The organism is Pontiella sulfatireligans, assembly GCF_900890705.1.
In the GTDB taxonomy this organism is placed as follows: domain Bacteria; phylum Verrucomicrobiota; class Kiritimatiellia; order Kiritimatiellales; family Pontiellaceae; genus Pontiella; species Pontiella sulfatireligans.
In genome coordinates, this window is sequence record NZ_CAAHFH010000002.1 from 1,900,184 (window position 1) to 1,914,099 (window position 13,916).

Annotated in this window: 13 protein-coding genes; 10 read left to right on the forward strand and 3 right to left on the reverse strand. The window is 55.1% G+C overall.

What is annotated here, in order from left to right:
• Nucleotides 1-21: 21 nt before the first annotated feature.
• Complete coding sequence (dnaN, locus tag SCARR_RS20800) at nt 22-1,116, reverse strand: DNA polymerase III subunit beta (RefSeq protein WP_136063567.1); 1,095 nt, start codon at nt 1,114-1,116, stop codon at nt 22-24.
• 603 nt (nt 1,117-1,719) lie between these two features.
• Entirely contained in the window at nt 1,720-3,102 is a 1,383-nt protein-coding gene (dnaA, locus tag SCARR_RS20805; protein WP_136063568.1) for a chromosomal replication initiator protein DnaA, read from the reverse strand.
• Between the two features lie 308 nt (nt 3,103-3,410).
• Between dnaA and SCARR_RS20810 the strand changes: the two genes are divergently transcribed.
• From SCARR_RS20810 to SCARR_RS20825, 4 genes are all read left to right on the forward strand, one after another.
• Nucleotides 3,411-4,520, forward strand: coding sequence for a Xaa-Pro peptidase family protein (locus SCARR_RS20810; RefSeq protein ID WP_342803705.1), 1,110 nt, complete (start codon nt 3,411-3,413; stop codon nt 4,518-4,520).
• Nucleotides 4,521-4,580: 60 nt separating this feature from the next.
• A complete protein-coding gene (locus SCARR_RS20815; protein WP_136063570.1) occupies nt 4,581-5,189 on the forward strand; it encodes a Spy/CpxP family protein refolding chaperone in 609 nt (202 codons plus the stop codon).
• A 228-nt stretch (nt 5,190-5,417) separates the two neighbouring features.
• Nucleotides 5,418-5,852, forward strand: coding sequence for an HIT family protein (locus SCARR_RS20820; protein WP_281281204.1), 435 nt, complete (start codon nt 5,418-5,420; stop codon nt 5,850-5,852).
• Between the two features lie 3 nt (nt 5,853-5,855).
• Complete coding sequence (locus SCARR_RS20825) at nt 5,856-6,266, forward strand: Minf_1886 family protein (RefSeq protein ID WP_136063572.1); 411 nt, start codon at nt 5,856-5,858, stop codon at nt 6,264-6,266.
• Here the strand turns inward: SCARR_RS20825 and SCARR_RS20830 are convergent.
• A complete protein-coding gene (locus SCARR_RS20830; protein WP_136063573.1) occupies nt 6,263-6,946 on the reverse strand; it encodes a M90 metallopeptidase family protein in 684 nt (227 codons plus the stop codon). The genes SCARR_RS20825 and SCARR_RS20830 overlap by 4 nt on opposite strands.
• A gap of 160 nt (nt 6,947-7,106) precedes the next feature.
• Between SCARR_RS20830 and gspD the strand changes: the two genes are divergently transcribed.
• The 6 genes from gspD (at nt 7,107) to SCARR_RS20860 (ending at nt 13,912) form a co-directional block, all read left to right on the forward strand.
• The gene (gene gspD / locus SCARR_RS20835; protein ID WP_136063574.1) at nt 7,107-9,281 is read left to right on the forward strand and encodes a type II secretion system secretin GspD; all 2,175 of its coding nucleotides are present in this window, start codon (nt 7,107-7,109) and stop codon (nt 9,279-9,281) included.
• Nucleotides 9,281-10,963: a GspE/PulE family protein gene (locus SCARR_RS20840; protein WP_136063575.1), complete on the forward strand. Its 1,683-nt coding sequence runs from the start codon at nt 9,281-9,283 to the stop codon at nt 10,961-10,963. Before gspD ends, SCARR_RS20840 begins: the two co-directional genes overlap by 1 nt.
• A 66-nt stretch (nt 10,964-11,029) precedes the next feature.
• Entirely contained in the window at nt 11,030-12,244 is a 1,215-nt protein-coding gene (locus SCARR_RS20845; protein WP_136063576.1) for a type II secretion system F family protein, read from the forward strand.
• 126 nt (nt 12,245-12,370) lie between these two features.
• Nucleotides 12,371-12,808, forward strand: a complete 438-nt coding sequence (gene gspG, locus SCARR_RS20850; RefSeq protein ID WP_168433496.1) for a type II secretion system major pseudopilin GspG — start codon at nt 12,371-12,373, stop codon at nt 12,806-12,808.
• 31 nt (nt 12,809-12,839) lie between these two features.
• Nucleotides 12,840-13,508: a prepilin-type N-terminal cleavage/methylation domain-containing protein gene (locus tag SCARR_RS20855; protein WP_136063578.1), complete on the forward strand. Its 669-nt coding sequence runs from the start codon at nt 12,840-12,842 to the stop codon at nt 13,506-13,508.
• On the forward strand, nt 13,505-13,912 hold the full coding sequence (locus SCARR_RS20860) for a type IV pilus modification PilV family protein (protein WP_136063579.1): 408 nt from the start codon (nt 13,505-13,507) through the stop codon (nt 13,910-13,912). The genes SCARR_RS20855 and SCARR_RS20860 overlap by 4 nt, the downstream gene beginning before the upstream one ends.
• Nucleotides 13,913-13,916: the final 4 nt, after the last annotated feature.

The window sequence follows — 13,916 nt, forward strand, 5'->3', positions numbered from 1 at the left end:
CCCAGCCTCCTTTGATGCATTTTAGTTCACACGGATCGGCATGATCACGTAGAGAAACGGTACATTGGTCTTGATGACGCCGGGGCTCAGCTCGTCCGACAGCTCAAGGAAAACCTCATCGGAGTCGAGATGCTTGAGCGGCGCTAGCAGGAAGCCAGGATTGAAGGCAATGGTAATGTCCTTGCCGGAATACTTTACCGGAACGCTTTCGTTGGATTCGCCGATTTCAGGTGACGATGTAATAAGCTCCAAGCGGTTTTCAGTAATCTTAACCTTTACGGAGGCGGCTTGGTCGTCGAGCATCAGAGAAACACGACGGACGGCGCTGGCCAACATTTCGCGGTCGATCGCGATGCGTTCTTCGCACTGCGACGGAATCACCTGGCGGTAGTTCGGATAGGTGCCGTCGATCAGCTTGGAAATGATGAAAATGTTTCCAAATTCAAAAGCCACCTGCGTTGCCGAGGTTTTGATCGTTGCTTCGCCTTCGCCTTCGAGAGTTTTGATCAGCTCGCTCACAGTCTTAGTAGGCACCACAATATCGACTTCCGCTTCTTCGGGCATGTCGATTTCCTGCTCAACCAAAGCGAGCCGGCGTCCGTCGGTGCAGACCGTTGTCAGCTTATTGTCGCGGAACGCCATCAGGGAACCGTTCAAAATCGCACGGGATTCATCCGTAGAGGCCGCGTAGGAGGTTTTCTGGAGGATATCCTTGAAGGCGTCCCGCTTGAGCGTATAGGAGTAACTCTCTTCGAATGTGGGCATAGGCGGAAAATCATTTTTCGAAAGGCCTTCCAGCTTGCAGTTGTAGGAACCCGAAATGATCGTGGCTACATCTTCGTTGCTCACTCCAATGTCAACCTGATGGCTGGGGAGGTCGCGGCAAATGCTGAAGAAGCGGCGGGCGGGCAGGGTGGTGGACCCTTCCTCGTCAATGTCGGCCTCAATGCTCGTGCGTACGCTCACCTCCATGTCGGTGGTTGTCAGCGTCAGCTTGCCATTGCCCGCTTCAAGCAGAACGTTTGAAAGAATCGGCAACGTTGTGCGTTGGCCAACGATCGACTGCACTTTTTGCAGCGCTTCCAGAATCTGATCCTTCTCGATGCTGAACTTCATTAACAAGCCTCCTATTATATAGATATAGTTTATTTATAAATTCACTATTAGTATTGGTCTGTAGATAACCGCGGAAAACAGTACTTTTTTTCTGTAACCCCGTCACCCGTAAAAGTTTGAAAACATTAATAACCCTGTTGATAAACGGATCGTAAATACGGCGTTCTGTTCACAACTCCGAGTTATTAAATCCATCCTCAGAAACTCCACAGGTTACTAAGGTTTCATTAACAGCCCGTTAGGGTCGTATTTGCATTCGTCCTGATCAAATCCATCGGATTCTACGGAGCTGAATGCAGATGAGTATTATTCCATGACGCACCGATTCTTCAAGCCAATTGGGGTTCTAATGGCATGAAATATTGAATAAAACTTCTAAGCCTAAGTTGGCCTCCAATAAAAAAGGTTCCTTCCCCGATTACGGGGAACGCTTAGCCGCTTCGCTGCCGTCGTTTCGCACCAACCTGACCGCGTATCCCTCGCGAAGCTCGGGTGAACCGTTACGATACCATTGACGATTTCCACTCCCTTGAAACGGGCTATGAACTAACAAAAAGCCGTCCCGGAAGGACGGCCTCAAAGAACCTACCGATGAAGGAAGCCCTACTGTATGGCTTTGGCGCAGTTCTTGTTTACCTTATCCTTCAGGATGGCAATGGTTTGCTGCAGGCCACGGTCTTCCTTGGCTTTTCCTGCAACTTGCTCGTTAGCATAAAGGATGGTGGCATGGTTGCGACTGAACTGCTCTCCGATCACCGGGAACGACTGCGTGGTCATGGAGCGGGAAAGATGCATAGCAATTTGGCGCGGCCAGGCGATATCTTTAGTACGCTTCTTTCCTGTGAGATCAGAAGGGCGCAGGTCAAAGTATTCAGCAACGGTGCGTTGAATGATGTCAACACTGATGGACGCCTGCGATTCCTTGTCGAGCAGATCGTGCAAGAGCGATTCCACCTTTTCCACATCCACTTTTTGATTGGTGAGCGACATAAAAGAAGCCACCCGGATCAATGCCCCTTCGAGGCTGCGGACATTGGATGAAATACGTTCAGCAAGGTAGTCAAGCAGGGTGTTGTCGATTTTGAGGTTAAGCAGTTCAGCCTTTTTGCGGAGGATAGCGGTGCGGGTTTCCACATCCGGTTTTCCAAGTTCAGTCACCAATCCCCATTCGAAGCGCGAAATCAAACGGGGCGCAAGGCCGGCCATTTCGCTGGGTGTGCGGTCGGACGTGAGCACAATCTGCTTATGGCTCTCAAAAAGGGTGTTGAAGGTGTGGAAGAACTCTTCCTGGATTCGCGCCTTGCCGTCGAGGAACTGGATGTCGTCGATCATCAGCATGTCGATCTTCCGGTATCTTTTCCGGAAAGCGGCCACGTTGTTGTTCTGGAGCGCGTCGATGTATTCGTTCAGGAAGGTTTCGCAGGTGATGTAGCAAATTTTGGCGCGGGGCTTCTTAGAGGCAACATGGTTGCCTATCGCTTGCATCAGGTGGGTTTTTCCAAGACCGACCCCGCCATAGATGAACAGCGGGTTATAGGTGCGAGACGGCGAGTTGGCCGCCGCCATCGAGGCCGCGTGGGCAAATTGGTTGGCCGGGCCGACAACATAGGAATCAAACGTATAGTTGGGATTAAGGTTGTGAGTAGGCTTTTTATTTCCGCCAAAACCGAGGCCGGGAATTGAAATAGGGGCATGCTGTTCCGGTTCCGCTTCTTCTTTGGCGATATCAAAGCAACTGGAATCGACTTCCAGCGAAATATTAATTTCCTTGCCGCTTACAACCATTACGGCCTTGCGGATCATCGGAAAATAGTTTTCCTCTAGCCAGTCTTTATAAAAGTCGTTGGCAACAGCTAGGCGCATGGTGGTGTCCGAAATATCCACACACTGAATTACTGCGATCCAGCGGTCATAAATATCGCCGGAGAGTATCCCCTTGAGCTGTTTGCACGCCTCGTTCCAAATATTGCTGTTTTCCATGGACATATTAGTAAATTGCTTTTCCTTAACAGGAGATCTGACCTTATTGACAAGTTATTAACAGGCAGTGGTTTCCTATTCTCACTTGCGAGATTGAAAGGTAGTTCAACGCCATCCTGTGCTCAAGTTAAGAGCGAAAAAAATCGCGTAAAAAAACCCATACCACTAAATATGGTTGTAACGGAACGCAACTACACAAGATAGCCCTCCAATTGTTGGGATATGGTTAAGCCATAATTGTAGCTCTGCGGTATAGATAAGTTGTAAGGCAAGGAATTTGAGGAGGTTGTGCCCAAATGAATCAATTAACAGGTATGATATTAGTTGCAGGATCATCTCCAAGCACCACGAATATTCACTATTTAAGCGGATTTACTGCTCCTGACTCATTTCTCTACATGAAAACGGCCCAAGGTGGATTGCTCGTTGTTTCGGCCATGGAAAAGGGCAGGGCAATAAAGCAGTCTACTCCCGGAACACAGATATTCACACCCGCTGATCTAGGCCTTAAAGGTAAAAAAGCATGGAATAAGGTAGAGCAAATCCGGATTTTGATGGAAATAGCGCAACTCCGTCGCATCTTGGTGCCGGTCGATTTTCCCGCCGGACTTTTCCATGCGTTGGAAAAAAAAGGATTCAAGATAGCCATCGAGCGGAAAGCGATCTGTCCCGAGCGCAAAGTTAAGGACAAGGCGGAGATTGCGAAGCTTAGGAAAAGCCAGCAAGCCGCCGTGGCGGCTATGAAGAGCGCAATTTCGCTGATCGGATCGGCAAAAATAGGTAAAAATGGCCACCTCTTTATAGAGAAGGAATTCCTGACCTCCGAAAAAGTGCGCCAGCTGATACACAAAACCCTCATCGATCACGATTGCGCCGGGATCGAAACCATCGTCGCAGGCGGGGATCAAGGCACCGATCCGCATGAACGCGGCCACGGCCCGCTTTTTGCCGGCCAATCCGTTATACTGGATATTTTTCCGCGTTCCGAAAAAACCGGTTATTGGGGCGACATCTCTCGCACCGTTTGCCGAGGGCCGGCCTCGGCAGAGCTTAAAAAGCTCTATAACGCGGTAAAAGCGGCTCAGGCCGTTGCGTTGCGCGCAGTGAAGGCCGGCGTATGCGCTGATGAAATTCACGGACTGTGCAAAACCGTTTTTGAGCAGCGCGGCTTCGAAACCAAGGAGGTGGACGGTGCCTACGTCGGTTTCATCCACGGAACCGGCCACGGGGTCGGGCTCGACATCCACGAACTTCCACGGGTTGGAGCCAGCGGTGAAACGCTCGAGCCGGGCAATGTGATCACCATTGAACCCGGCCTCTATTATCCCGGCCTCGGCGGCGTCCGGATTGAGGATACGGTTGTGGTAACAGAGAGCGGCTACCGCTATCTTAGCGCCTGCCCGAAAAAGTTTGAGCTGTTATAGGCAATAAGCGCTTGTTAGGCTGCGTTATACAGCCGAGCACAGAGATCCTGGAGATACCTTATGAACAAACAGCTTTTAATTTTAGCCCTTTCTGCGCTGGTTATTCCCGCAATAGCTCAGCAAACCAACCAAATCCCGCGCGGACGTGGTGAATGGCGCCCCGGCCAGGAAAAAGGCGAGCGCCCAGAACGCCCGCACAGTTCGCGCCGCTCTGATATGACGACCGGTCAAAAAGAAAAAATGGAGGAGTACCGGGTTCAGCTGATGGAAAAGGCCCTCAAAAAAATTGGTGTTTCGGATGAGCAGCAAGGGCAGATTGAAGAGCTTCAGCGAACACATAAAGAAAAGATGCGGATCGTCTCGCAACGATCCGGCGAAGCCCGCAAGAAACTTTCCGCCCTTCAAAAGTCCGGCGCAGCAGAGAAGCAGCTTGGCGCCGCTATCGACGAAATATGCGCGCTTCAGAAAGAGCAGCTTTGGATTCTCGTGCGCAACCGCATGGAAATGGAAGAGATTCTCGGCAAAGAAAAATTCGCCCTTTTCATGGAAAGCGCCCGCACGCAGTTTGAGTCGCATGGCCGTCGCGGCGGATCCAACATGCCGCCGCGCCCCGGGTTTTCGACCGAAGAGCGCAGCGGAGCCCCGAATCCGCCGCCGCCGGGAACATAACCGCGCCAAACCCTCTATTCTCGAAAATCAGTCTGCCCATTTACAGCGCTTTTGCTACACTGCTGTGCATGGCGGAAAATCTTCCCAGTCCCTTGCAGGCCGGTTTTAAGCTCACGAATCAGGAGAAAAAGTACATTCTCGTGATCTGCTCCCTCTTTCTTGTGGGAATTGTGGCGCGCTATTTATATTTGAAAAACCGAAACCCTGCTGTATACACGCCCGCCGGTATTGAAAAAATGGAGCCGACGCATGAGTGATTGCATTTTCTGTAAAATAGCCGCAAAGGAAATCCCGGCAACCATCGTCTATGAAGACGGCGATGTGCTTGTTTTCATGGATATTGGCCCGATTATCAAAGGGCACGCGCTCGTTATCCCTAAAAAGCACTATGACCCTGTAACCCAAACGCCGGACGATGTACTGGCCAAGCTTCACCTCGTTGCCAAGCGCATTGCCCAGGCGCAAATGAACGCACTGGGCGCCGACGGGGTCAATATAATGCAAAACAACGGAACGGCGGCGGGGCAGGAAGTGCCCCATATTCATATACACGTCATTCCGCGTTTCTCCGATGATGGGCACCACTGGAACTGGAACGCGAAAAAATACGACGATTTTGATGAAATGGCTGAGTTGGCCGGAAAATTGCGAAAGCATTTATAGACCATGAAAAAACCAAACAAAGACGATTTGCTGGCTCCGATCCTCAAAAAGGATGTCCGCTATACGGCTGAAGCCTATATGTTCATCCGCGAGGCGCTCGACCATACCGTGCGCAAGCTCGACAAACCCCGCCACGTTTCCGGCCAGGAGCTGCTCTCCGGCATTCGCGACTATGCTCTCGTTCAATTTGGTCCGGTAGCCAAGCGCGTCCTCTGCGAGTGGGGCATCAATGAATGCGTCGATTTTGGAAATCTCGTCTTCAACCTCGTCAACGAAGGCCTGCTCGGCAAGACCGACGAGGACTCCATCGAAGACTTCATGGGCGGCTACGACTTCACCGAAGCCTTCCTGCACCCGTTCCGCCCGAAGGAATCCGTTGCCTGCCTGCTCGACGAAACTGTTCCAGCCGACTAGGCGCTTGTTTTCCAAGCCACTTCAATGGCGGCGTAGCCCTTGGGGTCGTATTCCCGCAATTCCATGCGGTTGAACGGGAAAAAGTCGTTCCGCCCAAAATAGGCCTCGCTCAATTCGGCGAAGAACTCCTTTTGATTGTTCAGTGCGTAGGCGCGCCTTGCTTTTCCTTTGGCATGCTTCACTTCGGCATAAAGCCCGGAATTCAACGCCTGTTTGTAGGCAGAGGCAATGGGTTCAAAGGAGTGGGTCAAAACCTGATGGTGGTAGGCGTGCGCCATTTCATGCAGCACCATCGAAGGCTGGATTTCCGACCATTGGATAAAGAGCGTTGGATTTGCAAACTCAACGCTGCGGGCCTTGTTTGGATTATGCCCGTGATCCGTCAGCCATTTCGCTGATGGATGATAGGCCGCGCACTTTGCCGCGCCATTGTCTTGATGCTCCAGCCAGACCGGCACCGCCCGCAACTTTTCCACCGCTTCTGCCGGGAGGGCATGCACAACCTCCTTGAGCTTGGTTTCCAGCAGTTTGATCGCCTCGGAGGCGAGCGGTGCTTCCTCATCAAGCAGCCTCCGGCTCACTACAACCGTCCATCCTTGGATCTGCCGTCTTTCATAGGGCGTTTGCTGCGCAAATACCGGCGCGGCAGCAAGCAGGGGAATAAAGTTGCGTCGTTTCATATTAACCAGAACGCTCGGTGTTTCCTTTTCCTGACATTTACCCGTGTCGGGCTTGCGTAGAATTGTTGCGCTTTCTGTCTGAAAAGGCTTACAGGAAAGCGTCCCATGAGAGTACAGGTATGATTTTAAGAGAAACGAATAACCAACGCGAGGCAGGGTAATGCACAAACCTTCCAAGATTTTAAGCTGGGTGCTTACGGCATCCATGAGTTTAACGGGGCTTCCGGGCGCATTTGGCCAAGAGGCCCGGCCTCCGGCGCCGTCGCCCGCCAATGCCGCGCCGCAAGGCACGGCCATCACCAGCCAGCGCGATTCTTCAACTTCCATTCCTCCGGTTCAGTCCGCGGTCACGCGCGACGCCTCCAAGTCCGAGGTCGCCATCAACTGGGAAAACGTCACGCTGAAGGACTGCATCGAGGTGCTTTCGCGCGATCTCGGAATGGAATTCATCATTTCCCCCTCCGTCAATGTTACGCAGGAAGTAAGCATCCGTGCCGGCGACGTCACCACCTGGAACCGGGAGAATAAGCTCGAGCTCTTCGATGCCATCCTTGACACCGCCGGCGTCCAGCGCATCCAACGCGGACGCGTGTGGATCTATTCACCCTCCGACATCCGTCCGGTCGTTCTAGGTTCAGCCAACTCCGACCTGCCTGACGGACAGCCCGTCATCGGCGTCATCAAGCTCCAGAACATCAGCGGCGCGCAGGCGCAGCAGTTTCTCAGCAGCGTCGGCGGAAAGCCCCAGCGCGTATTCGCCATGGGCGGCTCCCAGACCATCATCGTAATCGGGACCAAGGCTTTTCTGCGCCAGGTCGAGGAGCTGGTGGCCATGGTGGACCTTCCGCCCTCCGTCATGTCGCACTATGTGTTGGAGATGGCCGACTCCGAAGATGTCGCCGGCGAGCTCACCAATATTTTCTACCGGCAGGAAGGCAGCAATGGCCAGCCGATCCGCTTCTTTGCCGTGCCGCGCCTGAATGCCGTGGTTGCCCAAAACCTGGCGCTCAACCAGCTGGCGCAGGTTGAAAAATGGGTGAAGCTGCTCGATAAGACCGACGATCTCAACGAACGCGTCACCAAGGTTTACCGCATGCAGGTAATCGAGGCGGAAGAAATCGGGAAAACCCTCAGCAGCCTCTACTCCGATCTCTATAAGCAGGCGCAGCTGCGCGAGCGCGAGCGTGGCAAGACCGCCACCAAAATAGCCAAGGCATCGGTCGCCGCCCCGGCACCAGCGGCGGCGTCAAAAACCGCGGGCGCGTCGAAAGCCAAGACAGCGTCACCCAAAGCAAAGTCGTCTGCAAGCCACTCAGCCAACGGCGGCGCATCATTGGGCGGTTCCGCCGTACAGATGGACGAAGAGGTCATCATTCTCTCCGACAAAGACACCAACACCCTCATCGTCAATGCCCCGGCCGACATGCAGCGCGAAATCGAACGCACCATTAAAGAGCTCGACAAATCCCGCCGCCAGGTGCTCATCGAAACCGCCATGGTTGAAGTGGTGCTCGACGAAGGCATCGACCTCGGCGTGGAATGGGCCGTGCAGGGCGGCGGGCAGGACCGAAGCTCCGCGGGTCAGCAAAGCGGTTTAGAGCTTGGCGACCTTGCCTCTGGAATCACGCCGATCACCGATGCAGCCAATGGATTCACCTATTTTCTCAACGCCAACGATAAAAAGTGGGCGCTCATTCAGGCCGCCCAGGACGACAACCGCCTTCAGGTGCTCTCTTCTCCGACCGTGCTTACCCGCGACGGCATGGAAGCCGAAGTCTCCTTCGGTCAAGAGGTGCCCATCCGGCAAAGCACGCTGAGTTCCGGCGGCAACGAAAACTTTTCGTTCGACTACCGCGACGCCAAGATCACGCTCCGGGTTACGCCGCATATCGACGATCAGGAAATGGTCACGCTTAATATCGAGCAGGAAATCCGCCGCGTAGTGGAGGACAGTATCGCGACGGAAGACAGCGCACCGACCTTTAGAACCCGCGAAATCCGCTCCAACCTTCAGGTCGACAATGGCCAGACCATCATTCTCGGCGGTCTGATCGAGCGGGGCGACATCGAGGCGCGAGTCGGCATTCCATACCTCATGGACATTCCATTTGTTGGATATCTCTTTGGCCGCACCGTCATCCGCAAGGAGGGAACCGAAATTCTGATGGTGCTCACGCCGCACGTTGTCGATTCGCGCGATGAAACCGACCTGCTCACCCGCGATTTCCGTCGGAAGCTGATGGGGGCCCTGAGCCAAAGCAGTGAAGAGATCCGCAAAACATATAACCTGCAGGAAGAAGAGCCTGTTGAGCCTGTTCTTCCGGAGGCCGAATAATGGCCTATCGTCCCATAGGCGACATTCTCGTGGCCGGCGGCTGCGTCAACCGCGACGCCATCGAGGCCGCCCTGCGCAAGCAGAACGAGGGCGGGGGGCTTTCGAGGGTTGGAAAAATCCTGGTCGACAACGGCGATATTCAGCCGGAGGAGCTGGTGCAGGCGCTTTCCGAGCAGTACGGACTTCCCGTTTGCCCGCATAAAAAGCCGGCCGAGCACCTCTTCCTCGAAGAGCAGCTCCCTTTTCCGTTCATGATCGAGCACCGCGTGCTGTTCCTGACCTTGGAAGACTCCATCTGCGCCATCACCGACGATCCATCCGACTGGTCATCCATCGAAGCCGCCCGGTTGCAACACGGCGAGGCGCTGCCGGTCTACCTCGCTAGCGAAGAACAGATGGACGCGGCGCTGGCCAAGGTGCAGGCGTTCGCTGAAAACAACCTTAAGTCCATGATGGCGGAGGCCGAAGTCTTCCAGGCCGGCGAGTGGGGCGACGAAGAGGAGCATCTCCGCGACCTCGCCCTCGAAGCGCCCGTCGTCCGCATGGTCAACCTCATCATCACCCAGGCCGTCGAAAAGCGCGCGTCCGACATCCACGTCGAGATCGGCGACTACAACCTGCGCGTGCGCTACCGCGTCGACGGCGTCCTGCACGCCGCCGAATCCATCGATAAAAAGCATCACGCCGCCGTCATTTCGCGCCTCAAGCTGCTGGCCAAGATAGATATCGCCGAGCGCCGCATTCCGCAGGACGGGCGCATCAAGATGCAGATCCACGGGCACGACCTCGACATGCGCGTGGCTACTACGCCCACCATCTACGGCGAAAACGTCGTCATCCGCCTGCTCAACCAGCAGCACGTCGAGCTCAACTTTTCCAGCCTCGGCATGCCCGACCGCGAGCGCGACCTCTTTAATAAAATGGTCGAACAGCCCCAGGGCTTCATTCTCGTTACGGGCCCGACCGGCAGCGGAAAAACCACTACGCTCCACACCGCGCTCACCCACCTCAATTCCGACAAAGTGAAGATCATCACCATCGAGGATCCGGTCGAAATCCGCCTGCAGGGCATCAATCAGATTCAGATGAACCCCAAGATCGGCATGACTTTCTCCAACGGCCTGCGCTCCATTGTCCGCCAGGATCCTGACATCATCATGGTCGGCGAAATTCGTGATGCCGAAACGGCCGACATCGCCATTCAGGCCTCGCTTACCGGCCATATGGTGCTGTCGACGCTGCACACCAACGACGCCGCCGGCAGTATTGCCCGTTTGGCCGACATGGGCGTCGAAAGCTATCTCATCGCCTCCGCGCTCACCGGCTCGCTCGCCCAGCGCCTCTGCCGCCGGATCTGCCCGCACTGCGCCGAGGCCACCGTCGTCAGCCGCTCGCATTTGTCCGACTTCCCCGAAGCCGTCGATCCCGAATACACCCTCTATCACGGCAAGGGCTGCGAACATTGCGACGGAACCGGCTTCTTCGGCCGCATGGGCTTGTACGAGCTCATGGCCGCCAACGATGAAATGCGCGAGCTCATCCAAAAATCGCCCGAAGCCGGCCCCATCCGCGAACTCGCCAAAAAACACGGCACCCGCCTCCTCCGCGAAAGCGGCTGGGAAGCGGTCATCAAAGGCGCCAGCACCGTAGAAGAAATCCGCCGGGTAACGCAATGGACATAGGATTTATTACTGCGTACTGCGTATTCCAGCCGATCAATACGCAGTACGCAATACGAAATACGACTCATGAACAAGTTTACATATAAAGCCATTACCGCCACAGGCGAGGCGCGCAACGGAACCATCGAGGCTCCATCGCAAAACCAGGCCGTTCGGTTGGTGCAGCAAACGGGATTGGTGTTGCTCAGCATCTCCAGCTCCGATACGCCCGAAAGCTTAGCGTCGGTTTCGCGCTCGATCGGCGGGCGGATCACCGCGCAGCAGCTGATGGAATTCTCCACCGAAACCTCGGCGCTGCTCGATGCCAAGATTCCGCTCGAAGAAGCGCTCAAAACCCAGGCCGAGCTCAGCGTCCACGCCGGTTTTAAAGAAGTGCTCACCGAGGTTTGGAAAGACGTCAACGGCGGGGCTTCGTTCGCTGACGCCCTCGCGCGCCACCCCAAGGTGTTCGAGCGCTTCTATTCCAACATGGTGCGCGGCGGCGAAGCCTCCGGCTCGCTTGAGCTCATCATGCGCCGCATTGCCGAATTGATGGAGCGCCGCCAAAAGCTCCGGGCAAAGGTCACCAGCGCCATGGTTTATCCGGCTCTGGTTCTGGTGCTGGGCATCGGAGTGGTGGCCGGCCTGATGTGGTTTTTGATTCCGGTGCTCACCGCCATGTTTACCGAGAGCGGGCAGCTTATGCCGGCGTCCACTCGTGCCGTGATTGCCATGAGCGAGTTTAACCGCACCTACTGGTGGTTCACGCCCCTTCTGATCGTGGCCGGCTTTTCGGTCTTCAAATTCTTTACCCGCACTGATGAAGGAAAAATAAAGTGGGGGCTGAAAGTGCTGCGGATTCCTGTGCTTGGCCGGCTGACGGCCGAAGCTGAAACCAGCCGCTTCTGCCGGATGCTCAGCGCGCTGCTCGACGGCCAGGTGCCGATCCTGCAAGCTATCTCGATTACCGGCGGCACGCTCTCGAACGCCGCGCTGCAACATCTCATGAAAAAGGTCTACGAGGCCGTGCAGGGTGGACAGCCAATGGGGCCGCTGCTCCAGCGGCACCCCGAATTTCCGCAGCTTGCCTCGCGCATGGTGACCTTGGGCGAAGAATCCGGCGAGCTCGGCACCATGCTCAATAAGGTCGCCGACCGCTACGAGGAAAAGGTCTCGGCCACCACCGACCGTTTTGTAAGCGTGCTTGAACCTTTAATGATTGTTGTGCTGGGCATTTTTGTCGGCTTCATCGTGATCGGCATTATGCAGGGCATGATGGCCATGAGCACGAGTGGTGGATAGGGGAAATTGTGATTTTGGAATTTGGAATTTGGATTTGAGGGACGGCTGCGCCGACAGGCTTCTAAAAAAAAGCGTCGCAGACCCGGAAATCGGAAATCGGCATTCAAAATGAATACGGAGGTAGTAATGAACCAGAAGAAAAGAAAGAACAGCAGTGGTTTCACTTTGGTGGAGCTTTTGGTGGTGGTCGTGATCCTGATGGTGATTGGAACCATTTCGATGCAGACGTTCCGCAAAGAGCCCGATAAGGCGCGGGTGCAGGCGGCGCGGACCTCGTTCAGCCAGCTCGAAACCGCACTTGAGCGCTACAAGCTTGATAGCGGAACCTATCCCGCCGAGGAAGAAGGCCTGCTCGCGCTCGTGGTTGCGCCCGATGATGACGACGGCTCTTGGGGCGGTCCCTACATGCGGAAGAAAACCGCGCTCCGCGATCCGTGGGGCAACGACTATCTTCTCCAGATACCGGCTTCCGACGGCACCGACTATGAACTCATCTGCCTCGGCGCCGACGGCGCGGAAGGCGGCGAAGGATTCAATGCGGACCTCTCCAGTTTGGATGAGTAGGGAATAACGAATATCGAACAAGGAATCCTGAATGCCGAAAGATCAATCCATTCAAGTTTCAAGTTTCAGGTTTCAGGTTTCGAAACAAGCGTTTACGCTTGTTGAGCTCATTGTCGTGTTGGCGATCATTGCCGTGCTGGTCACGGTCAGCGTGCCGGCCATCGCTTCGTTTTCCTCCCCAAAGGAAACCCTGCGCAAGGAAGGGCGGCGAGTAATGCGGCTGATGAGCGAGGCGCGCCAGGTGGCCATGAGCCGCAAGGTGCGCATCGATGTCCGTATCGATCCGGTGATGAATGAAATCCGGGCGGTCGAATCACAGGCCTACCGGTCAATCATCGCCAACTATCCCGACGGGCTGATCGACCGCGAAGACGAGGAATGGCTGCTCGCCATGAGCAACCGGTTTGAAAAGGTGATCGCGTTCAGTGACGAAATCATGCTCGAAGGTTTTTCCATCGATGAGATCCAGGCGCCGTTCAACGAGGACGATGTGTTCCAGCGGGAGGAAAGGGAGGACGAAGATTACCGGACAACGGAAGATCCGGAGGCCGAAACCGTCGCATTCACCTTCACCCATTTTGGCGGGAGCGACGGCGGCGGCATAAGCCTGGCATTCAAGGAAACCCGCCTGGACATTGCGGCGGATATTTTGACCGGACGCCCAAAGCTGGTGAACCGCATTGGATCGGGTGAGCAATGAAGAAGGGTTTTACCATTTTAGAGATCTTGGTGGCGTTGTTGGTTTTCGCCATCGGCGTAACCGGAATGTTGGCGGCGTTGACGCATCATATGAAGGACGTGTCGCTTTCGGAAGACCACGCGCGCGGCGTCCGCATTGCCCAGCGGGAAATGAATGCCCTGCGTCGGATGAAATATTTGCCGGACGCAGAAATGACCGGGGAAGAAGGCCGCTATGTGTGGACGACCACGGTTGAAGAGGCCGACTATGACGAACTGCCTGGCGTTGATTCCGACGAGACGGGCAGTTCCCGCGCGCTGAAGCCCTGTAATATGACGGTGCTGGTGCAATGGAGCGACGTCGAGGGCGGCGAATTGAGAAAACGGGTTTTGTTTCAGGGGTTGGAGCTTTTTCAACAGCGATAGCGAA

Bases quoted from the DNA above. Each gene is read 5' to 3' on its own strand.
- dnaA (WP_136063568.1), bottom strand. From the start codon at position 3,102: ATGTCCATGGAAAACAGCAATATTTGGAACGAGGCGTGCAAACAGCTC.
- SCARR_RS20815 (WP_136063570.1), top strand. From the start codon at position 4,581: ATGAACAAACAGCTTTTAATTTTAGCCCTTTCTGCGCTGGTTATTCCC.
- SCARR_RS20840 (WP_136063575.1), top strand. From the start codon at position 9,281: ATGGCCTATCGTCCCATAGGCGACATTCTCGTGGCCGGCGGCTGCGTC.
- SCARR_RS20860 (WP_136063579.1), top strand. From the start codon at position 13,505: ATGAAGAAGGGTTTTACCATTTTAGAGATCTTGGTGGCGTTGTTGGTT.
- gspG (WP_168433496.1), top strand. From the start codon at position 12,371: ATGAACCAGAAGAAAAGAAAGAACAGCAGTGGTTTCACTTTGGTGGAG.
- SCARR_RS20825 (WP_136063572.1), top strand. From the start codon at position 5,856: ATGAAAAAACCAAACAAAGACGATTTGCTGGCTCCGATCCTCAAAAAG.
- SCARR_RS20855 (WP_136063578.1), top strand. From the start codon at position 12,840: ATGCCGAAAGATCAATCCATTCAAGTTTCAAGTTTCAGGTTTCAGGTT.
- gspD (WP_136063574.1), top strand. From the start codon at position 7,107: ATGCACAAACCTTCCAAGATTTTAAGCTGGGTGCTTACGGCATCCATG.
- SCARR_RS20810 (WP_342803705.1), top strand. From the start codon at position 3,411: ATGATATTAGTTGCAGGATCATCTCCAAGCACCACGAATATTCACTAT.
- dnaN (WP_136063567.1), bottom strand. From the start codon at position 1,116: ATGAAGTTCAGCATCGAGAAGGATCAGATTCTGGAAGCGCTGCAAAAA.
- SCARR_RS20830 (WP_136063573.1), bottom strand. From the start codon at position 6,946: ATGAAACGACGCAACTTTATTCCCCTGCTTGCTGCCGCGCCGGTATTT.
- SCARR_RS20845 (WP_136063576.1), top strand. From the start codon at position 11,030: ATGAACAAGTTTACATATAAAGCCATTACCGCCACAGGCGAGGCGCGC.